This is a genomic window from Desulfocicer vacuolatum DSM 3385, from assembly GCF_900176365.1.
Lineage (GTDB): Bacteria > Desulfobacterota > Desulfobacteria > Desulfobacterales > Desulfobacteraceae > Desulfocicer > Desulfocicer vacuolatum.
In genome coordinates this window covers 137,680-159,597 of the sequence record NZ_FWXY01000007.1, presented here as the reverse complement: position 1 = coordinate 159,597, position 21,918 = coordinate 137,680, and the positions used below count along the sequence as shown (strand labels likewise).

The following is a 21,918-nucleotide window of genomic DNA, read 5'->3' as shown; positions in this document are numbered from 1 at the left end:
GAACATTGAAACGGCCTACCACTGATCCCCCATGGCGCTCACCAGTTTTTCAGACAAGCGCCGGGCAATGTATTCCACAGCTTCCTGTTTTGCAGACTCATCGGTCACATTGGAGCTGGAGGCGGTATACACTTTACTGTCACTATAGCCCTTTACCCCCCACACCACATTGCCCGTCTCATCTGCCATGGAAAGATCCATGGTGGCACGCACCAGACCCTGGAGAACCGCATCATCGGAGGATCGGGTAAGATCCCCCACAGAGATGGAACGAATGATCCCGGTGACAAATCCCCTGGCATGGGCCTCATCTGTGACCTTGGCATCTGTTTTCATGAGCAGTTCATCTATGAACAAATCGGTAAATGTATTTTCTACGCCGGACTCACCACTGCGATTTTCAAACAAGGTGACATGAACAGCCTTTATCCCGGCGGGCAGGGGGGTGTTTCCCTGGATGTGATATCCACACCCCCCCAGCAGCAGCGCAATTATCAACCAAGCAAAGTGTTGCAAAGGCCTTTTATTTTTTTTCCCGGACATGGAAAAAAACGATGAAAGGCCCCGGAACAGTGGATATTTTCCATGTCCCATATTACACCACAATATTGACAAGCTTTTTCTTTACAACAATCACCTTTCGAATGGTTTTGTCAGCAACGTGCTTCATCACTATTTCATCGGCCAGGGCCACGGCTTTAATGGCATCATCATCGGCATCTGCACGGATATTAAATTTTGACCGAAGCTTCCCATTCACTTGAATCACAATGAGCATCTCATCGCTGACCAGGGCATCTTCCCTGTATTGGGGCCAGGTATGATCCACAACACTGGCGTCATGCCCCATGCGTTCCCACAATTCTTCGGCAAAATGGGGTACAATGGGGGACAGCAGCAGCACAATGTTTTCCATACAAAAGGCAGCCACCCCTTTCATTCCTTCATCATCACCATTGAGATTTGCACTGTACATGGCATTTACAAGCTCCATCACCGCACTGATGGCTGTATTAAAATGGAAGCTGTCCTCAATGTCATCGGTGACTTTTTTTATGGTTTGATGTCCCTTGCGATGAAGATTTTTTGCATCCTCTGACAACCCTTCCATGGGGCCGTCATAGGCAGGGGTATCACCGCATTTTTCCCGGCACAGATCCACCAGGCGCCACACCCGGTTAATGAAGCGATGACATCCCTCCACCCCATCATCGTTCCACTCCAGGTCCCGCTCCGGCGGAGCGGCAAATAAACAAAAAAGCCGGGTGATGTCTGCCCCGTATTTTTCCAGAAGAATATTGGGATCAATGACATTTTTCTTGGATTTGGACATTTTAATAACCCGTCCCACCTCAACGGTGTTGTCACATTTTACGCATTTAAAGCCTTCCCCCGTGGGCAACGCCTCTTCCGGAAAAAGATAACCATGTTCAGGACAGGTAAGGGTTTCTTTGCACACCATGCCCTGGGTGAGAAGATGGGTAAAAGGCTCTTTAAAATCAATGAGCCCCAGGGTATTTAATACCCGCATGAAATAGCGTGAATAGAGCAGATGTAAAATGGCATGCTCCACCCCGCCAATGTATTGATCCACCGGCATCCAATATTTAACGGCATCGGCGTCAAACATGGCAGTTTCGCAACGGGGACTGCAATAACGCACAAAATACCAGGAACTCTCCACAAAGGTGTCCATGGTGTCGGTATCCCGCCTGGCATCTTGTCTGCCACATACAGGACAGGTGGTACGGGCAAAGAAATCCAGGGTGGGAAGCGGTGAACCTCCGTTCTCAAGTAAATCCGCATCTTCGGGCAGGGTGACAGGCAACTGGGATTCGGGCACCGGTACCACACCACAGGTGTCACAGTGAATCACGGGAATGGGGGTTCCCCAATAACGTTGACGGGAGATGCCCCAGTCCCGGAGGCGGAAACTGACGGTCTGTTTTCCCCGGCCTTCTTTTTCAAGCCATGTGGTTATTTCGGCCATGGCATCACGGTTTTTCATGCCATTGTATTCACCGGAATTCACCAGCAGCCCTTCTCCGGTGTAAGCCTCTTCCATGGTGGCAGGGTCCAGGGTTTCCCCTTCCGGCTGAATCACCACCACAATGTCCAAATCATATTTCCGGGCAAAATCAAAATCCCGTTGATCATGGGCCGGTACGGACATCACCGCACCGGTACCATACCCCATCAGGGCAAAATTAGCCGTGAATACGGGCATGCGCCGTCCATTGGTGGGGTTGATACACCAGGCACCGGTGAACACCCCTTCTTTTTCATATTTTTCCAGGGCATCTGTGGATCGCTCCTGGCGGGATATTTTTTCCACAAACGCTTTTACGGCATCGGCCTGCTCCGTACCCCGGGACAGGGATTCCACCAATGGGTGCTCCGGAGCAAGACACATGAAGGTGGAACCGAACAACGTATCAGGACGGGTGGTAAACACTTTGATTTCACCATCCATGCCTTCAATGTCAAAGGAGACTTCAGAGCCCACACTTTTGCCGATCCAGTTTTTCTGCATCAGGGTTACCTTGCCGGGCCACCCCGGCAATTTATCACAATGCAGCAAAAGGTCTTCGGCATAATCAGTGATTTTAAAAAACCATTGCCACAGTTTCTTTTGCTGCACCGGTTGGCTGCACCGCCAACAAAGGTCCGCTTCCACCTGCTCATTGGCAAGAACGGTCTGGCAATGCTCACACCAGTTGACATAGGATTCCTTTCGGTACACCATCTCCTTTTCCAGCATCTGGAGAAACAGCCATTGTTCCCACCGATAGTATTCCGGTCTACAGGTGGCAATTTCCCGGTTCCAGTCATAGGAAAAACCCATTTTTTTGAGCTGTTTTCTCATGGCTGCCATATTGTCATAGGTCCAGGCTGCCGGATGGGTATTATTATCAATGGCTGCATTTTCAGCGGGCATGCCAAAGGCATCCCACCCCATGGGATGGAGGACATTATAGCCCTTCATTCGTTTATACCGGGCCACCACATCCCCAATGGTATAATTCCTGACATGTCCCATGTGAATTTTCCCCGAGGGATAGGGAAACATCTCCAAAAGGTAATATTTTTCTTTGGACGTATCTTCAGATGTGGAAAATATTCCATGGGATTCCCAATATTGCTGCCATTTTACTTCAACTGCTTCAGGACTGTACCGTTCTTCCATAATTATATGTAAACCTCCAGACACTTTGGATTTATTAAGGACAAATAAAGCTCATTAAATGGCATAATATGAATGAAATAGCAAGCATGATACCATGGACAACGCATAATTTATTTGACTTGACGGCGTCAATCGAATACTTGTTGTTTCCAGAAAGATATTTTGTTTTATCAAGCGCTGGCAGTTTACACATTTAAAGCGTATCAAACTTCTTTCTTAAATTTCATATTTAAAAAATCAAAGAGAGATTTTTAATGGCATTGGGATTTTTCAAAAACAGTTGTATATTTTGGATTTAATCACAACATATATCGTTTATGACAGAGGATATAATTTTCTGATCAACCGGCCGACATTGGGATACAGGGCTTAAATTTATCTGACTTTCATCGCAGGGGTCCACCTTCAAAAATTCCCGGCAAATGGCAGACACGGCCAAACAGACGTATCAAATCCATTGATTAAAAATCTCCATATATAATTTTTGCATGGAGGCAGTAAGAAAGATTTAATGACAAGAAAAATTTTAATTAATGCGCTCGATTCCGATGAATGCAGAATCGTGACCGTTAAAGACAACAAACTGGAAGAAATCCACCTGGATACAGCGGCACGAGAAATGACCCAGGGCAACATTTACAAAGCATCCATCACACGGGTGGAGCCAAGTCTCCAGGCGGTTTTCGTGGATTACGGCACCCAGAAAAACGGTTTTCTGCAACTCAATGAAATCCACAGTGATTACTTCCTTGACAACGATGCCGGAGACAGACGCATCACCAACCTGGTTAAAAAGGGCCAGGAGCTCATTGTCCAGGTCACAAAAGACCCCATTATGCACAAGGGAGCCATGCTCACCACCTTTATTTCCCTGCCGGGAAGGCTATCTGTGCTCATGCCGGGCAGCAACACCCGGGGGGTTTCCCGCCAGATCATGGACGAAGAAGAGCGAAAACGCCTCAAATCCATCATTGATTCTGTGAAGGTACCCGAAGGATTTGGTCTCATTGTCAGAACTGCGGGCAAAGATGCCACCAAGACCATGTTCAACAACGACCTGAAATACCTCCAACGGGCCTGGAAAAACATCAATAAAAAAGCCATCCAGAGTGAAACCCCTTCCCTGCTCTACAAGGAGCAAAACCTTGCTGTGAGATCCCTGAGAGACTATTTCACCGATGATATCACAGAAATTCTCATAGATGATAAAGAGGTGTACCTGGAAGTCAAAGATTTCATGGGAATCATTGCCCCGGGCAAACAGAAAATCGTGAAGCTGTTCAAGGGTGAAAAACCCATCTTTACCAAACACCAGCTGGAAGAGCAGATTGCCTCCATATTTGAGCCCAAAGTTTCCCTAAAATCAGGCGGTTCCATTGTCATTGATCAGACCGAAGCCCTGGTGGCCATTGATGTCAATTCAGCCAAATCCACCGGCAAAAAAAACATTGAACAGACTGCCTATCACACCAATATTGAAGCGGCAGAAGAGGTGGCCCGGCAGCTAAGGCTCAGGGATCTGGGGGGATTGATTGTGGTGGACTTCATTGATATGAAGGAGCGAAAACACAAAGCAGATGTCACCAAAACCCTGAAAAAACACCTTAAATTTGATAAGGCAAAAACCAAGGTAGGCGGCATATCCGGGTTTGGACTTGTGGAGATGTCCCGACAGCGATTGAGACCCTCCATCACCTTTGGCAGCTATAAAACCTGCACCCATTGCAAAGGGCGCGGCATGATTCCGTCTGTGGAAAATCTTGGCCTTGCCTTTTTACGACAGCTCAATCTCAAGACCATTAAAGGGGGAATCACATCCCTTACTGCAGAGGTACCATGGGAGGTGGCAGCCTATCTTTTAAACAAGAAAAGAAAAGAGATCCATGACATTGAAATTAAAAGGGATATTGATATTACCATCAATGCATGCAACAGTATGAACTGGGGCGACAGCCGAATAAATTGTAATAAATAAAACTTAACAAAAATGTTGAATCCTTGACATAAGTACAACTTTTGTGTATCTCAAACAGTCGCACTCCGGCATACTTTTCCATCAAGGGCAAACCTTGACCGACATTTTTTTAGCAGCTATAAGAAACATCCATAAATAAACTAAAGATTATTTAAAACCAGGAGGATTTTTACCATGATCAACACAGCATTTGCAATGGGACAGGCTGGCGCAGCAGGTGGACAGGCAGGTGGATTTACAGCATTTGTACCCCTTATTCTCATGTTCGTTATTTTTTACTTTCTGCTCATCAGACCCCAGCAGAAAAAAGCCAAAGAACACCAAAACATGATCAACAGCCTTAAAAAAGGGGATCGTATCATCACATCAGGTGGTGTTCACGGTACCATCACCTCCCTTGGCGATACCACTGTTTCCCTTGAAATAGCCGAAAACGTTAAAATTAAAATCAATCGGGGAAATGTGGGCGCCACTCTCCAGACCAACGCACCCGCCGAGTCAAAAAAAGGTAAAAAATCCAAATAATACAGCCATTTCAGGAGCAATCAGATTGAAATCATTCACATGGAAAGGCGCGCTTACAGCAGTGATTATACTGACAGCACTGGTATATGTTCTTCCCACCTTCTACCCCGACTGCTGGCCCCACAAAAAAATAAACCTTGGCCTGGACCTCCAGGGCGGCATGCATCTTGTCCTTGAAGTTCAAAATCAGAAGGCGGTGGAAACCACTGTTGAACGTACCGTGCATGAGCTGAAACAGGAGTTGAGAAAAAAAGGCATCAAGCACCTTGGCATCTCCAGAAACAGCAATAACAGCATCACGGCAACGCTTTCAGGGGACAAAAATATTGATGGATTTACAGCACTTGTCAGCGATGATTTCAATGCCCTGGAAATCGCTTCAACGGTTACGGTTGCCAAAGGGAAAAACTTTGTGCTGCAGCTTCCGGTCCAGGAGGCGGAAAACATAAAGCGCATGGCCACAGAACAGGCCCTTGAAACCATTCGAAACCGAATTGATGAATTCGGAGTCAGCGAGCCGGACATCCGCCTCCAGGGGGAAAAAAGAATACAGATCCAGCTGCCCGGCATCACTGACACCCAGCGGGCCAAGGATCTCATCGGCAAGACAGCCCAGCTCAACTTCCAGCTGGTGGATGAAACCGGGAACGTTGCGTCTGCCACCCAAGGAACCCCTCCGCCGGGTTCTGTGCTTTTATATCAGATGAAAGAAAATACCCGCACAGGTCAGGTCACCAAGGTGCCCTTTCTCATCAAAAAACAGGTATTACTGGACGGCGGCTCCCTCACCGATGCCCGGGTGATGATCGATTCCCAGTTCAATGAACCCTATGTGGGCATTGAGTTTGACCGAAAAGGTGCCCGTATATTTGAACGCATCACCGGTGAAAACATTAAAAAGAGACTGGCCATTGTACTGGACAAGACGGTTTACTCCGCCCCTGTGATCCAGGATCGCATTGCCGGTGGAAAGGCCAGAATCACAGGCAATTTTACCACGGAAGAAGCAAGGGACCTTGCCATTGTCCTGCGGGCAGGTGCATTACCGGCGCCGGTTAAAATCATTGAAGAGCGAACTGTCGGCCCCACACTGGGAGCTGATTCCATCCGCATGGGGCTTATGTCCATGATGGTGGGGGGGATTCTTGTTATTTTATTTATGGTGATGTATTACAAGGGAGCGGGTCTCATTGCAGACATTGCCCTTGTGGTTAATATTCTGCTCATTGGCGGAGGTCTTGCAGCCTTCCAGGCCACCCTGACGCTTCCGGGAATTGCAGGCATTATTCTCACCATCGGTATGGCGGTGGATGCCAATGTAATTATCTTTGAAAGAATCAGAGAGGAGCTTGCTTCCGGAAAAACCCCTGTGGCTTCTGTGCATGCAGGATTCTCCAGGGCCGCCCTTACTATTCTTGACGCCAATGTAACCACACTTATTGTTGCGGTGGTATTGTTTCAGTTCGGCACAGGTCCTGTGAAGGGTTTTGCCGTGACCCTGGGACTTGGTATTCTTGCAAGCCTTTTTACCGCCCTTGTCCTTTCAAAAAGTATTTTTGAAATGACTTTGTCCGGAAAAAAGACATCCACCCTCAGTATATAACTGCCACGGGCAGACCGTAGTCTGATCCGGATCTGCCCACAACGAAGCTTGAAATATGCTCCTGAATTGCGGAGTATTTCATATAAAGGAGATAAACATCCATGCAGTTTATCAAACCCGGCACCAGCATTGACTTTATAGGAAAACGAAAACTGGGATTTTCTTTTTCCCTGGCCCTGGTAATCATCAGTTTTATTTCGCTTATCATCCACCAGGGTCCCAATTACGGCATTGATTTTGCCGGAGGCACCCTTGTGCAGGTAAAATTTGACAAAACCCCTGCCATCCAGGATATACGCTCAGGCCTTGAACAGATCGGCATTGCCAATTCCTCTGTTCAAAATTTCGGTAACCCCGGTGAAAATGAATTTCTCATAAGAACCGGCACACCGGACATGACCGGCCAGGGATTTTCCCAGGCCATTACCCAGGCCCTGGAAAGTGCCACCGGTTCTGCCCCGGATATTCGACGGGTGGAGATGGTGGGTCCCCAGGTGGGAAAGGACCTGAGAAAACAGGCCCTGCTTGCCATGTTCTACTCACTGCTTTTCATCACCATTTATATTTCAGGTCGTTTTGAAATGAAATGGGTTCTCTCCGGTGTCACTGCCGGTGCATTGATGTCAGCCGTATACTTTTTATCCATCTTTAACATGAGTATGCCCATTCTCATTGCAGCGGCCCTGCTTGTCACGCTGGTACTGTTCTGGTATCTGGAGCTGAAATATGCCATGGGAGCCATTGTGGCGCTGATCCATGACGTATTTATCACTGTGGGCCTTTTTTCCATATTGGATTATGAGTTTTCCCTGCCCATCATTGCTGCATTGTTGACCATTATCGGTTATTCCCTTAATGATACCATCATTGTATTTGACAGAATCCGGGAAAATAACATCCAGGCCAGAAAACTGACCATGATGGAAATTATCAATAAAAGCATCAATGAGACATTGAGCCGGACCATCCTGACCTCTTTGACCACATTGATTGTACTTTTTTCCCTGCTGTTTCTGGGGGGAGAAATTATTCATAACTTTGCCTTTGCCATGATTGCCGGAGTACTCATCGGGACCTATTCATCTGTTTTTGTTGCAAGTCCCATTGTACTTCTCACGGACAAAAAAAACCGGTAAATATTCGGCTGCCCCCCATATTCATCCATTTTATTCTATTAACATAGCACTTGATATGTTAATAGACCCGGATAACGGGCATGTCCTGTGGGACACAACAAATATAGGGTCGTAGACGCGGAGCCAAATGGTATTATACTGCCGCCCCCCGATGGGCAATGGGCCCGGACCGGAACTGTAGACAGCTCAATTATCCGGTTCCTATTGCCCATCAGATGGGCGGCTCTGCCTTAGCTTGCCTTGGAGGCTGCATTCTATATAACTGCCACGGGCAGATCTTATTCTGACCTCGTTCCGCCCACAACAAAAGCAGAAATACTCCACAGATTTGTGGAGTATTTCATATAAAAAAGATAATTTACCGGATATTTGAACAATGGGGATATCACCTGCAAGGAGTATATCAACTATTTTTTTATGAAACCCGAAACCCACAAAACTCCATCAAATGAACGGGCTCATTGATAAATATAGACCCTGGTTTGCGCTTAAAAATGTTCCCGGGCTGGGAAGTGTGACGTTTAAACGACTGATCACAACCTTTGGATCACCCCAGGGGGTATTTGACGCACCGGACCATGAACTCAAGGCAATCAAAGGCATGGGGCCCCGGATTTTCAAAGGTATTCACAAAAATCGAACCCATTGCCCCGATGATGAAATTCGTGCCATTGAACGCTGCGGCTTTAAAATTGCTGCCCTCACTGATCCCCATTACCCGGAACTTCTCCTGCACATTCCAGACCCACCCCCCATCCTGACCTACCTTGGCACCCTTGATAATATCGCTCCCTGCATTGCCATTGTCGGATCACGACAGGCAACGGCCTATGGCATTGACACCGCATTTAAGCTGGGGTGCAAACTTGCAGCCCGGGGGTTTCAAATTGTCAGCGGCATGGCCATGGGCATTGATACTGCGGCCCACAAAGGTGCCATCCATGCCCGGGGCAGGACCCTTGCCGTGATGGGGTGCGGCTTAAAAATCATCTACCCCCGGGAAAATAGACAACTTTACCATGAGATTGCAGACAACGGTGCAGTGATATCAGAATTGCCCATTCACAGCTCACCGGATGCCCATCATTTTCCCATGAGAAACCGGATCATTGCTGGCATGTCCACCGGTACCGTTGTTGTGGAGGCCGCAGCCAAAAGCGGTTCACTCATCACGGCCCGGCTCACCGCCGAATACAACCGGGAAATGTTTGCCGTACCGGGCAGCATACACTCCTTTAAAAGCACCGGGACCCATGCCCTTTTAAAACAGGGAGCCAAACTTGTGGAGAACGAGCTGGATGTCATTGAGGAGTTGGGCCACCTGGTGCACCAATCCCCTCCATCCCAGCCCATTGCTGCTCCGGGTGGAACAGAAACCCATTTTTTAGAACCGGACAGCGTCCATGCAAAGATTCTTAATTGCCTGGGGCCCTATCCCGTCCACATAGATACCATCATCGAAACCTCCGGCCTTGATGCAGGGGCAGTCAATGCATCACTTTTATGCCTGGAACTGAAAGGTGTGATCAAACAGACACCGGGAAAATTTTTTTTCACCGTAGAGGAAACACCGTGAGCAAACCACTTCTAATTGTCGAGTCCCCCACCAAAGTCAAGACCCTTAAGAAATATCTTGGGAAAAAGTACAATGTCACTGCCACTGCAGGGCACATAAAGGATCTTCCCCAAAAAGAGCTGGGCATTGATATTGAAAAGGATTTCAAAGCCAAATATCTCCAGATCAAGGGAAAATCCAAGGTAATCCAGGCCATGAAAAAACTGGCCGGTGACAGCGACACCGTCTATCTGGCCCCTGACCCTGACCGCGAAGGGGAAGCCATTGCATTCCATGCTGCGGATATTTTGAAAAAAAAAGGCAGATCCTTTTACAGGGTTCTCATCCATGAGCTCACAAAAAAGGGGATCACCGATGCACTGAACAATCCCATGGACCTAAATACAGACCGATACGAAGCCCAGCAGGCCAGAAGAACCCTTGATCGGCTGGTGGGCTATCAGATCTCTCCACTGCTGTGGAGACGGGTCCAGGGCGGACTCAGTGCCGGACGGGTTCAATCTGTTGCCGTTAAAATCATCTGTGACAGAGAGCGCGAGATCCGGGCCTTTGAACCCCAGGAATACTGGACCATTGCAGCGGATCTCACCGCAAACACCCCTCCTGAATTTACGGCCCAGCTGGCCCGGAAAGACGGTAAAAAAATTGCCATCCCCGATGGCGATACTTCGGCTGCCATTGTAAAGGAGCTGGAATCCAGCGACTTTGTGGTGGAAAAAATAAACAAAAAAACCATTAAAAGGAACCCACAGCCTCCGTTTATCACCAGTAAGATGCAGCAGGATGCCATCAACCGTTTAAAGTTTTCTGCCAAAAAGACCATGATGGTGGCCCAGCAGCTCTATGAAGGCATTGAAATCGGTTCCGGCGGCCCCGAAGGTCTCATCACCTATATGCGTACCGACTCCACCCGTATTGCCGATGAAGCAGCCCTGGCAGCCCAGGAACTGATCCGGGAAAAGTTTGGAAAAGAATTTTCCCTTGATTCTCCCCGGTATTTTAAAAATAAAAACAAAGCCCAGGATGCCCATGAGGCCATCCGTCCCACATCGGTGTTGAACACACCGGGCAAGGTTCAGCCATTTCTCAGCCAGGACCAGTTTAAACTTTATGATCTTATCTGGAAACGGTTCATGGCCTCCCAGATGTCCCAGGCCCTCATTGACCAGAAAACCATCTCCATCCAGGCAGGCCACTACACCTTTACCGTGGGGGGCAGCACGGTGAAATTTCAGGGTTTCATGGCCCTTTACAGCACAGATGATGCCAATGGCAAAAAAGAAAAGGAAAAACAACTCCTGCCGGAGATGACAAAGGCAGATGTTCTCAAATTAAAACAGATCATCCCCAAACAGCACTTCACCAAACCGCCCCCGCGATTTTCAGAAGCCTCCCTTGTCAAGGAGCTTGAAGAAAACGGTATTGGCCGCCCCAGTACCTATGCCTCTATTTTATCCACCATCCGGGACAAAGGATATGTGGATCTTGTAAAACGCTATTTCATGCCCAATGAGCTGGGGTTCATCGTCAATGAGCTGCTGGTGGAATCGTTTCCAGAAATATTGGATGCCACCTTTACGGCAAAGATGGAAAATAACCTGGACAGCATTGAAAACGGCTCCACCAAAGCCATTGATGTTCTCAATGAATTTTACACACCTTTCAAAGAAAAACTTGAATATGCCCAGGAAAATATGCTCAGTGTCAAGGGCGTTGGCATGTCCACTGATCTTACATGCCCCCTTTGTGGAAAACCGCTCAATATTAAAATGGGCCGAAACGGTCACTTCATTGCCTGCACCGGATATCCTGAGTGCACCTTTTCAAGCAACTACACCCGGGATGAAAAGGGCAAAATCGAAATCCATGAAACCAAGGTGGACAACACCAAGGTAAAGGATTGTGAAAAATGTGGAAAACCCATGGTGAAAAAAGAAGGACGGTACGGAGAATTTCTTGCCTGCACCGGGTATCCTGACTGTAAACACACAGAATCGGTTTTTGGAGATCAGGCCGGGGCTGAAATCAACGTTGACTGTCCGGAAAAGGATTGCCAGGGGAAAATTGTGGAAAAGCGCTCCCGCAGGGGAAAAATATTTTATGGGTGCAACCGCTATCCCGACTGCACCTTTGCTTCCTGGGATAAACCGGTTAACCTGCCTTGCCCCCAGTGTGACTCCCTTTATCTGGTGGAAAAGGAGACGAAAAAAGAAGGAAAAATTTTAAAATGTCCCACCAAAGGATGTGGATACAAACAAAAGGTGGAAGAGACCCGGGAATAATTTAACACCATAGGACTCTTTGTTTCATATAAACGGGCATCATGTCCTGGTGGACATAACGAATATAGGGTCGTAGACGCGGAGCCAAATGGTATTATGCCGCCCCCCGAGAGGTAATGGTCCCGGCCCGGAACTGTAGACAGCTCCATTGGCTGGTTCCTATTACCCCTCGGGGGGGGCTCTGCTGAAGGCAATTGAACATCGCAATCTAAAGTATCAAAAGTACAGATGACAGGCCGTTAAATGAGGGCTGCCCTGCACTTTTAATGGTTTCAGCTTCGGCTCCTTTGTGGAACATATATCCATGACATGGGGGCAGCGGGTATGAAATCGACATCCCGGTGGGGGAGTTTCAGGGGAGGGCACCTCCCCCTTGAGAATAATGCGCTGTTTCCGGGCCAGGGGGTCCGGTAGGGGAATGGCAGATAAAAGAGCCCGGGTATACGGGTGATAAGGATGTTTATAAAGGGCCCGGGCCGTTGTAAACTCCACAATTTTCCCCAGATACATCACGGCAATGCGGTCGGACACATGCTTGACAACGGCAAGGTCATGGGAGATGAACAGATAGGTCAGCCCCATCTCCCGCTGTAGCGTCACCATTAAATTGAGAATCTGTGACTGAACAGAAACATCCAGGGCCGATACCGGCTCGTCACATATCACCACCCGGGGATTCAAGGAGATGGCCCGGGCAATGCCGATGCGCTGGCGCTGGCCACCGCTGAATTCATGGGGGAACCGATGAATGTCATCCCCGGATAACCCCACTCGCTCCAGCAAGGTTTTAATCTCTTGATCGGTTCCCACCCTTTTTTTACCATGAATAATATATTTTTCCCGGAGAATCTCTCCAACGGTATGCCTGGCATTCAAGGATTCAAACGGATCTTGAAAGATCATCTGCATCTGTAAACGCATGGATTTCATCTGCCGGGAATTTTCCAGGGCCATATTTTTACCATGGAGAAACACCTTACCTGCGGTGGGGGGATAGAGCCCCATAACACATCTTCCCAGGGTGGTTTTTCCGCATCCGGATTCCCCCACAAGGCCCAGTGTTTCGCCTTTTTTTATGGAAAAAGAGACATCATCCACCGCATGCACCACCCCTGTCTGCCCCAGAAAAATCCCGCCTCGCACAGGAAAGTGCTTTGTCAGCCCTGAGACGCTCAGGATATTACCGGAATCAAGGGAAGTCTCAACGGCCCCGTTGGCCTGGTCATGTTTTCTGGAATCAGTCACGGCTTTCCCCCGGAAGATAACAAGATGCAAAATGTCCCCGGGAAACTCCCACCAATGTTTCTGGAGGGGGGGTGGTGTGGCAGATATCCATGACATGGGGACATCGATTGGAAAAACGACATCCCAAGGGCATTTTATCCAGGGAGGGCACCCGGCCTTTAATGGTGGGAAGCAGCGATTTTGGCTTTTCAGCCAGACCGGGTATGGATGAAATGAGCCCCTTTGTGTAGGGATGAAAGGGATTTTTAAACAAATCCTTCACCCCTGCCCGCTCCACCACCCTGCCCCCGTACATCACCACGGCATCATCGCAGTTCTCGGCAATGACCCCAAGATCATGGGTGATGAGCATCACAGACATGCCCATTTTTCCCTGGAGCTCCTTTATCAATTCCAGAATCTGGGCCTGGACCGTTACATCCAGAGCTGTGGTGGGTTCATCGGCAATGAGAATATCCGGTGAGGATGCCAGGGCCATGGCGATCATCACCCGTTGACGCATCCCTCCAGAAAGCTGGTGGGGATAATTATTCATCACCATTGACGGTTCAGCAATTCCCACCTGGGAAAGCATGGTCACAGCGCCCCTGGTGCGCTGTTTTTTTGTCATGCCGGGAAAATGAATGGCATAAATTTCATTGATCTGGGATCCAATGCGTTGCACAGGGTTCAATGCCGTCATGGGTTCCTGGAAAATCATGGACATGCGTCTGCCCCGGATGGCCTGCATCTCCTTTGGGGAAAGCGTGGGAAGATCTTTGCCGTCAAACACAATGTGCCCGGATACAATCCGTCCGGAAGGTCGGGGTAGAAGCCCCATGATGGAAAGGGCTGTGACACTTTTCCCACACCCGGACTCCCCCACAATGCCCAATGTCGTTCCCGGGGCCATGGAAAATGAGGCACCGTCCACGGCATTCACACAGCCCTTTTCCGTGTCAAAGGCCGTAACAAGGCCATCCACCTGCAGCAGGGGAAAAACAGCTCCTGTTTCCGGAGAGCAACACACCCTATTGTTCACCATGGCCTCCGGGCCTGAAATGATCATCCACAATGGTTTCAGGGGGAAAGGTTTTTCCCTGTTTCATGGCAGCCAGGGTTTGCTCATGTATATCCCGGTCAAACCAGAACAGTCCCCCTGTCATGGCAGAAAAAGGATCAAACAAAGCGTCTGACACCTTGGTCCCGTGGAATTCAGGCAATTGCATCCAGCGCCAGAAACCATGGCGAACATAAGGAACCATGAATGTGGGCACAAAGGCCCCTTGGCGATGTATCACAGCCTGGATTTTTTGGGAAAGGGTTTTGCGCTGTTCCTCGTCCAGACTTGCTCTGTACTGATCAATTAAATTGTCCAGTTCAGGATCATCGGTGTTGGTGATATTGTTGGTCTGTACAGCATGGGCATTGTCCGAATGCCAGCTTTGCCAATATGAAGGACGAAGGGAGGTGCTCCATCCCATCCAGGCCACATCATGCTTTTTTTCCAGAAATTTTTTAAAAGCAGCTGTACTGTCCAATTTCTGGAGCCGCAACTCCACACCGGCCTTTTGGGCCTGCTCTTTTAAAACCACCAGGCGGGGGGTGTGCCCCTCAAACCCATAGGTGACCTCCACGGAAAATCGAACATTATCACGTTGCCAGATACCGTCACTGCCCCGGTGCCATCCAGCCTCTGTCATCAGGGCCTCCACCTTTTCTATGGAAAAATTCCGGGGTTTGATCCCGGGGTTGGTATAATCACCATATCCCACATAGGCCTGGTCCAGCCGGAAGTAATCTCCCCGGAGTACCTTTTCAATCACCCGGTCCACATCCATGGCATGGGCAAAGGCGTAGCGCACCCGGACATCCTGGAAAACGGGCTTGTCACAGTTGAGCCACAATCCCGATGCCGACTGCTGGGTATCATTGAAAAACCAGATGCGTTTTACATACCCTTTATTCACCACATCGGTGTCTGATCTGTTGTACCAGTATTTGGGCATGGTCAGGGAAAACAGATCCACCCGCCCCTTTTTAAAATATTCCCAGAGCATGTTAAAGTCCCGGATAACGGTGAACTTAACCAGGTCCACATTAAAGCGATTTTTAAAATATTTTAAATCACTGGCCCACCAGTTTTTCTTTCGCAGAAAATGGATATATTTTCCCTTTTTAAAATCGGAAATCTGATAGGCCCCGGTGTTGGGCACCACTTCCCAATTATATTCATGGACAAAATTTTCATCCAGGGTACCATAAAAGTGTTGTGGTGTGGGAGCAATGGCAACCCTTAAGTGAAGATCCGGCTGGGCCTTGGTGCTTTTAACAGCCAGGGTGTAATCATCATAAACCGTCACCGATTCAATTTCTTTGGTGTAATAATCATTGTACCAGGGCGCCACAATGTGCTGTGAACGCATGAAAGTCAAGGTATAGGCAAAGTCCCAGGCGGTTACAGAGGTGCCATCGGACCACCTTGCCTTTTTATTCAACCGGAAATACATTGTTTTATTATCATTTCCAAAGGCCCAGTGGGTGGCAAGTTCCGGTATGATATTACCGGTGTTGGGATGAATATTCACAAGGGAGAGCTGGTTATCCAGAACAGCACTTCTAAAACTGCCGTTGGCATCGGGTCCCACGGTTCTGAATGTCATGGGAAAACTTAGGATGGCCGATCGAAGCTGCCCCCCTTTTAGCGCTTTGGGGGATGAAAAAACAGGATCAAAATCGTTGGTAAGCCAGACAATGCCCTCCGGAAGTACGGCTGTCACGCCATGACTGGGCCCTCCGGCGTTTTTTTTACTGCCTTCCACACTGGATTCAACCTGCACACCCTCATTGCTCAAATCAGTGGGAGCCTTTTGCTCTTTTTCATCATTACCGCAGCCGGCCCATACAAAAAGTACAACAATGGCCAGCACTTTCACAGAAACGGCGCTCCATTGATTCCGTTGTTTTCTCATCACGTCCCCATAAATTTATGAATGCTGAATACCCCATACAGGTGAAACAAAGCTTTATATATACAACGACACAGCCAGGATTTCAAACAAATGAATTTTTAAATTGACATGCCACAGCTGTACAATGGGATTATTTTCATGTAAATTAAACATATTCTTTAATTCTGTGATTAAATTAAACAAAAGGCAAGCACATGCATATCACCATCGCCACACGAAAACACACCCAGCTTGTGGATATCACCCCGCAGATTCAGCAGGCTGTGACAGATGCCGCCATGGACTCGGGTCTGGTTCATGTATTTTCCATGCACACCACTGCCGGTATCACCATCAATGAAAATGCCGATCCAGATGTGAAAACAGATATTATTAACAGTCTTGACGGTCTTTTTCCATGGACGGGAAACTATCGACACATGGAAGGCAATTCTGCGGCCCATCTGAAAACCAGCTTTATGGGTGCTTTCCAGCTGGTTCCCGTTGAAAAAGGCTCCCTGGTGCTGGGAACCTGGCAAAGTATCTTTTTGTGTGAATTTGACGGCCCAAGAACCCGCAGGGTGAATTTGACCTTTATCCATGATCAGCAATTTCCCACTTTGCTGACCCCGACCTCAAAATGATTCTCCACATGGACATGGATGCCTTTTTTGCCTCTGTGGAACAACGGGACAATCCACATCTCAGGGGTAAACCCATTGTTGTGGGGGGAGCATCCGGAAGAGGTGTGGTCTCAACGGCAAGTTATGAGGCAAGAAAGCTGGGAATCCATTCTGCCATGCCCATGTTCCAGGCTTTGAGAAGATGTCCAGACCTCATTGTGGTGCCCCCTGATAAAAAAAAATACAAAAACATATCCCTTTTCATCATGGAACTGTTAAAACAATACACACCGTGCGTGGAACCTGTGTCCATTGACGAGGCTTTTTTGGATGTTTCGGGGTGCACCCGCCTGTCCGGCTCCCCTGAAGCAATTGCCGTATCCATACAGAACCGCATGGTAAAACAAACCGGTCTCACTTGCTCCCTTGGAGTGGCACCCATGAAATTTCTGGCCAAGATTGCTTCTGACATGAACAAACCCAATGGTATTACCGTCATCCATAAGCATGAAACCCGATCCTTTATTCATAACCTTGCCATTCATAAAGTTCCCGGTGTGGGTAAAAATGCCATGGAAAAAATGAAACTTCTGGGCATTGAGACGTTGGGGGACGTGAGGCGCTTTAAAACCCAACTCCTTGTAAAAAAATTTGGAAAATTCGGTTTGCGGCTGTCAGAATTGTCCCGGGGAATTGACAGCTCCCGGGTGGAGGTTCAGGAAGAAAAAAAATCCATATCCAGTGAATCCACCCTGGATATGGATATTACCGATGCAGAAAGTATCAAAAAAGAATTACTCAAGCACGCTGAAATTGTGGGACGGGACCTGAGAAGACACCATTTTTTTGCTGCCACCGTTTTTATTAAACTTAAATTTTCCGATTTTTCCCAGGTAACCCGCCAGGTAAAGGTAAATCCCCCCACCTGTGCATCTTCTGTAATTTATGACATGGCCGTGGTCCTTGCGAAAAATTTCAACATCACAAAACCCATACGATTAATCGGACTTGGGGGCTCGGGCCTCACAAAAGAAAAACCCTACAGCCAACTGGATCTGTTTCAATCCACGGTGCCTCCCACGGAAAAATGGGAGAAAGTGGATAAAACCGTGGATGCCATTACAAAAAAATTTGGCCACGGTATTGTCACCAAGGCATCCTTAAACAAATGTCCATGATCGTTCCATATAGCTACCATGGGCAGGCCGCATTCTGATCCGGCTTTGCCCACAACAAAGCTTGAAATACGCCCCTCATTTGCGGAGTATTTCATATAAACGGGTACACAAATCAGGGCGTAGTTTAAACTTTTTTGTGGAAAAAACCGAATCAAAATAAGATCTATTAAAATCCGAGGTCCTCATTGATTAATATGACTTTCACCCGTTTTGGGGGAAAACATTTTTCTGTGATGGTCCATGTGTTACAAATACGATCGGGACTTTTACAATCCTGGCAGAATCCGGTTTCCCTGCACGGCGTTTTTTTATCAAGATTCATGGTATTCACAGGCGCTGCATAATTTTTTATGCGATACATGGCGTCATCAAGATCACAGGAGATTTTATTTCTCCCCATAAAAATGATTACATTCTTAGGTCCAAAGGTAATGGCACCGATTCTGTTACCGATCATATCCAGATTCACCAATTGCCCGGATTCTGTGACAGCGTTGGTTCCTGTAATAAAAAGGTCCACCAGAAGGGAGCGGCGTCTCAATTCCATTTGTGCATCAATGGGAAGGCTCTTATCAAAGGTATTTAACACTTCCATGTCCTGACTGTCTTTTAATGCATGGAACAGACCGGTGGATACATAGGTCATGGAGCCTCCCCAGGAAACACTTTTGGGGGAAAGTTCCGGAATAATTTTATCAAGGGCGATGTTCTTAGCGTCCTCTGAGGTGTCTGCAATGTAAACTTCAAAATTATTGGACTCAAGATTTTTTTTCACCTGTTCCAGTCTTTTGCTCCAATAAACATTAATGGGATTTTTCATATTTTTATTCCTCCATGGTGATCTGTTTTGCACTTATATTTCCAGCCTTGGAGATAGTACCGAAATTGTGAACAGTTATCAAATTTATTCTGATGAAAATTTATTTCTTTTTTTTAAAATTTGTGTTGACTAAATAATTATTTCTTTTTATAGTCAAATACACGATATGAATCAGCTTCAGCAAAAGAGAAATTTATAATTTACTCTCGCTCTTTCTCGTCCTTGCTTCTGGCGCTATTTAAGACTTTAGTCTCAACTCAAATTGATACCTGATTGTTTAAAACAATACAATTTTACCTGAAAATAGTCTAAAGATCACAAGCCCAAGGGAGACAGAACCATTCTCCCCTAAATCTTTATTACATTCCTTATTATTACGTTGATAAATATCAACCCGGGATACAGATTCCATTATGACTTATTTCGCATCGTACAAATTCAAAACAAACAATATCCATATGATTCATTAAAATCATAACATCCGCGATGTTTTCAGTATTCCCCTGACGTTCCATGGGGAAGGGGCTATATTGTACAAATTGTAAAATTCAATGGCTATAAAATTCGTTTTACATGGCCTTTAACAATTTTTTATCATACAAACATGATGTGCCCTTTAAAGCAAAATATTAATGTAGCGCCGGGCGATATAAAGCATCTCTGAAATTTTAGACAAATTGAAACTTAAAGCTCATTTTTTAAAATAATCTATATTTTTTAAAGGAGGTGATGGCAACCAATTTTTGTTGATTTCTTGGGATTTTAACCATTTAAAACTTTAAAATGCAGGAGACAATTCATGGGCGACAAAAAAATTCAAGAGACCACCGAGGCACAGATTGCTGTACACTGGCAGGAAGAAGAGTATTACTATCCCTCCACTAAATTTATCGGCCAGGCAAATCTTACCGATCCTGAAGTGTTTGATCGCTTCAGCCTTGATAATTTCCCCCAATGCTATGTCGAATTCGCAGAAATGCTCACTTGGTACAAATACTGGGATGAAGTCCTTGATACCAGCGATGCGCCCTGCTGGAAGTGGTTTAAAGGGGGCAAGTTAAATGCCAGCTATAATTGCATAGACCGTCACCTGAAAGACAACAAAAACAAAACAGCCATCCATTTTGTACCTGAACTTGAAGAAGAACGGGTGGATCATATCACCTACCAGGAACTGTATGTCAGGGTAAATGAATTTGCAGCTCTGTTAAGGGATTTTGCCGGATTAAAACGGGGAGACCGGGTCACCATTCACATGCCCATGTCTGCAGAGCTTCCCATCACCATGCTGGCCTGTGCCCGCCTGGGTGTAATCCACTCCGTGGTGTTTGGTGGATTTTCAGCAAGTGCCTGTGCCGATCGGATTATTGATTCCAATTCAAGGGTACTGATCTCCATGGACGCCTATTACCGATCCGGTAATTTATTAAACCATAAAGTCAACGCCGACGAAGCCGTGGAACTTGCGGCCAAAGAGGGACAGGTGGTTGATAAAGTACTGGTATGGCAACGCTATCCCGGAAAATATTCTTCAGAAACCCCCATGGTTGACGGCCGAGATTACTTTGTAAACGAAGTGGTGAAAGACTACTACGGAAGCCGCATAGAACCGGAGCAGATGCTTTCTGAGGATCCACTGTTTCTCATGTACACCAGCGGCACCACCGGTAAACCCAAAGGATGCCAGCACAGCACCGGCGGATACCTGTCCTATGTAACAGCCATGTCAAAATATATCCAGGATATCCACCCTGAAGATGTCTACTGGTGCATGGCTGATATCGGCTGGATCACAGGACACTCCTTTATTGTATACGGTCCCCTTGCCCTTTGCGCCTCAACGGTTATCTACGAAGGCGTCCCCACCTATCCCGACGCCGGTCGCTCATGGCGAATTGCCCAGGAACTGGATGTAAACATCTTTCACACCGCCCCCACCGCCATTCGTGCACTGCGAAAAATCGGTCCGGATGAACCGGCTAAATATGAATACCACTTTAAACACATGACCACCGTGGGCGAGCCCATTGAGCCGGAAGTATGGAAATGGTATGAGTCTGCTGTGGGCAAGGGCGAAGCCATCATTGTTGATACCTGGTGGCAGACGGAAACCGGCGGCTTTCTCTGCAGCACCGTCCCCGGTATTAAACCCATGAAACCGGGAAGTGCAGGACCGGGTGTTCCGGGCATTCATCCCATTATTCTTGATGACAACGGAGATGAAGTCACCCAGCCGGGCATTGCAGGCAACATCTGCATCCAGAACCCCTGGCCGGGCTGTTTCCAAACCATCTGGGGCGACAGAGACCGTTTTGTTGACACCTATTTTGGCCGTTATTGCAAGAACCCTGAAAGCAAAGACTGGCGTGACTGGCCCTATCTTGCCGGTGATGCCGCCACAAAGTCTGCAGACGGGTATTACAGAATTCTGGGCAGGATTGATGATGTTATTAATGTATCCGGCCACCGGCTGGGGACCAAGGAAATTGAATCTGCCTCACTTGTGGTGGAGGAAGTGGCAGAAGCGGCAGTTGTTCCCGTTGCCCATGACATCAAAGGTAAAGAGCCCGATCTTTATGTTTCCCTGAAACCGGGATATGAAGCCAGTGATGAAATCGCCCAGAAAATATCAGATGCCATCTGTGAACAGATCGGCAAAATTGCAAAACCCAGAAAAGTATGGCTTGTTCCTGATATGCCCAAAACCCGTTCCGGAAAAATCATGCGACGTGTACTGGGAGCCATCTCCAACAAAGGCGATGTGGGGAATGTCATGACCCTTGCCAATCCCGAAGTTGTTGAAACAATCAGAACCATGGTGCAGGGCTGATACGGTTT

Annotated in this window: 15 protein-coding genes; 9 read left to right on the top strand and 6 right to left on the bottom strand. The window is 47.4% G+C overall.

Translation table 11 applies throughout. From position 1 onward, the window contains the following. Positions 1–15: 15 nt before the first annotated feature. Together lptE and leuS are read right to left on the bottom strand one after the other, a co-directional pair. The gene (gene lptE / locus B9A32_RS08430) at positions 16–498 is read right to left on the bottom strand and encodes an LPS assembly lipoprotein LptE (RefSeq protein ID WP_212637864.1); all 483 of its coding nucleotides are present in this window, start codon (positions 496–498) and stop codon (positions 16–18) included. Between the two features lie 97 nt (positions 499–595). Continuing rightward, the gene (gene leuS / locus B9A32_RS08425) at positions 596–3,187 is read right to left on the bottom strand and encodes a leucine--tRNA ligase (RefSeq protein ID WP_084068352.1); all 2,592 of its coding nucleotides are present in this window, start codon (positions 3,185–3,187) and stop codon (positions 596–598) included. A gap of 511 nt (positions 3,188–3,698) precedes the next feature. On the opposite strand from leuS, the gene B9A32_RS08420 reads away from it, so the two are divergent. The 6 genes from B9A32_RS08420 to topA all read left to right on the top strand — a co-directional run bounded on the left by B9A32_RS08420 (position 3,699) and on the right by topA (position 12,284). Continuing rightward, a complete protein-coding gene (locus B9A32_RS08420; RefSeq protein ID WP_084068351.1) occupies positions 3,699–5,162 on the top strand; it encodes an Rne/Rng family ribonuclease in 1,464 nt (487 codons plus the stop codon). A 174-nt stretch (positions 5,163–5,336) separates the two neighbouring features. Then, a complete protein-coding gene (gene yajC, locus B9A32_RS08415) occupies positions 5,337–5,687 on the top strand; it encodes a preprotein translocase subunit YajC (RefSeq protein WP_084068350.1) in 351 nt (116 codons plus the stop codon). 25 nt (positions 5,688–5,712) lie between these two features. After that, positions 5,713–7,290, top strand: a complete 1,578-nt coding sequence (gene secD / locus B9A32_RS08410; protein WP_084068349.1) for a protein translocase subunit SecD — start codon at positions 5,713–5,715, stop codon at positions 7,288–7,290. 101 nt (positions 7,291–7,391) lie between these two features. Next, positions 7,392–8,426: a protein translocase subunit SecF gene (gene secF, locus B9A32_RS08405; RefSeq protein ID WP_084068348.1), complete on the top strand. Its 1,035-nt coding sequence runs from the start codon at positions 7,392–7,394 to the stop codon at positions 8,424–8,426. Positions 8,427–8,874: 448 nt separating this feature from the next. Further along, a complete protein-coding gene (gene dprA, locus B9A32_RS08400) occupies positions 8,875–10,002 on the top strand; it encodes a DNA-processing protein DprA (protein ID WP_084068347.1) in 1,128 nt (375 codons plus the stop codon). Beyond that, entirely contained in the window at positions 9,999–12,284 is a 2,286-nt protein-coding gene (gene topA, locus B9A32_RS08395) for a type I DNA topoisomerase (RefSeq protein WP_084068346.1), read from the top strand. The genes dprA and topA overlap by 4 nt, the downstream gene beginning before the upstream one ends. Positions 12,285–12,500: 216 nt before the next feature. On the opposite strand, the gene B9A32_RS08390 is transcribed toward topA, so the two are convergent. The 3 genes from B9A32_RS08390 to B9A32_RS08380 are packed head-to-tail and all read right to left on the bottom strand — an operon-like array spanning position 12,501 to position 16,480. Continuing rightward, positions 12,501–13,529 carry an ABC transporter ATP-binding protein gene (locus tag B9A32_RS08390; protein WP_232367088.1) on the bottom strand — a complete coding sequence of 343 codons (1,029 nt, stop codon included), beginning with the start codon at positions 13,527–13,529 and terminating at the stop codon, positions 12,501–12,503. Beyond that, positions 13,522–14,577, bottom strand: coding sequence for an ABC transporter ATP-binding protein (locus B9A32_RS08385; RefSeq protein ID WP_084068345.1), 1,056 nt, complete (start codon positions 14,575–14,577; stop codon positions 13,522–13,524). Before B9A32_RS08385 ends, B9A32_RS08390 begins: the two co-directional genes overlap by 8 nt. Beyond that, the gene (locus B9A32_RS08380; protein WP_084068344.1) at positions 14,540–16,480 is read right to left on the bottom strand and encodes an extracellular solute-binding protein; all 1,941 of its coding nucleotides are present in this window, start codon (positions 16,478–16,480) and stop codon (positions 14,540–14,542) included. Before B9A32_RS08380 ends, B9A32_RS08385 begins: the two co-directional genes overlap by 38 nt. A gap of 194 nt (positions 16,481–16,674) precedes the next feature. On the opposite strand from B9A32_RS08380, the gene B9A32_RS08375 reads away from it, so the two are divergent. Together B9A32_RS08375 and dinB are read left to right on the top strand one after the other, a co-directional pair. Then, positions 16,675–17,103, top strand: coding sequence for a secondary thiamine-phosphate synthase enzyme YjbQ (locus B9A32_RS08375; RefSeq protein WP_084068343.1), 429 nt, complete (start codon positions 16,675–16,677; stop codon positions 17,101–17,103). Then, positions 17,100–18,260: a DNA polymerase IV gene (gene dinB, locus B9A32_RS08370; protein ID WP_084068342.1), complete on the top strand. Its 1,161-nt coding sequence runs from the start codon at positions 17,100–17,102 to the stop codon at positions 18,258–18,260. The genes B9A32_RS08375 and dinB overlap by 4 nt, the downstream gene beginning before the upstream one ends. Before the next feature lie 166 nt (positions 18,261–18,426). Here the strand turns inward: dinB and B9A32_RS08365 are convergent, their stop codons facing one another. Beyond that, complete coding sequence (locus B9A32_RS08365) at positions 18,427–19,080, bottom strand: lactate utilization protein (protein ID WP_084068341.1); 654 nt, start codon at positions 19,078–19,080, stop codon at positions 18,427–18,429. Positions 19,081–19,879: 799 nt separating this feature from the next. Between B9A32_RS08365 and acs the strand changes: the two genes are divergently transcribed. Next, positions 19,880–21,910 carry an acetate--CoA ligase gene (gene acs, locus B9A32_RS08360; RefSeq protein WP_084068340.1) on the top strand — a complete coding sequence of 677 codons (2,031 nt, stop codon included), beginning with the start codon at positions 19,880–19,882 and terminating at the stop codon, positions 21,908–21,910. Positions 21,911–21,918 lie beyond the last annotated feature (8 nt).

Bases quoted from the DNA above. Each gene is read 5' to 3' on its own strand.
- acs (WP_084068340.1), top strand. From the start codon at position 19,880: ATGGGCGACAAAAAAATTCAAGAGACCACCGAGGCACAGATTGCTGTA.
- dinB (WP_084068342.1), top strand. From the start codon at position 17,100: ATGATTCTCCACATGGACATGGATGCCTTTTTTGCCTCTGTGGAACAA.
- secF (WP_084068348.1), top strand. From the start codon at position 7,392: ATGCAGTTTATCAAACCCGGCACCAGCATTGACTTTATAGGAAAACGA.
- yajC (WP_084068350.1), top strand. From the start codon at position 5,337: ATGATCAACACAGCATTTGCAATGGGACAGGCTGGCGCAGCAGGTGGA.
- leuS (WP_084068352.1), bottom strand. From the start codon at position 3,187: ATGGAAGAACGGTACAGTCCTGAAGCAGTTGAAGTAAAATGGCAGCAA.
- B9A32_RS08385 (WP_084068345.1), bottom strand. From the start codon at position 14,577: ATGATCATTTCAGGCCCGGAGGCCATGGTGAACAATAGGGTGTGTTGC.
- B9A32_RS08365 (WP_084068341.1), bottom strand. From the start codon at position 19,080: ATGAAAAATCCCATTAATGTTTATTGGAGCAAAAGACTGGAACAGGTG.
- dprA (WP_084068347.1), top strand. From the start codon at position 8,875: ATGAACGGGCTCATTGATAAATATAGACCCTGGTTTGCGCTTAAAAAT.
- B9A32_RS08420 (WP_084068351.1), top strand. From the start codon at position 3,699: ATGACAAGAAAAATTTTAATTAATGCGCTCGATTCCGATGAATGCAGA.
- B9A32_RS08380 (WP_084068344.1), bottom strand. From the start codon at position 16,480: ATGAGAAAACAACGGAATCAATGGAGCGCCGTTTCTGTGAAAGTGCTG.
- B9A32_RS08375 (WP_084068343.1), top strand. From the start codon at position 16,675: ATGCATATCACCATCGCCACACGAAAACACACCCAGCTTGTGGATATC.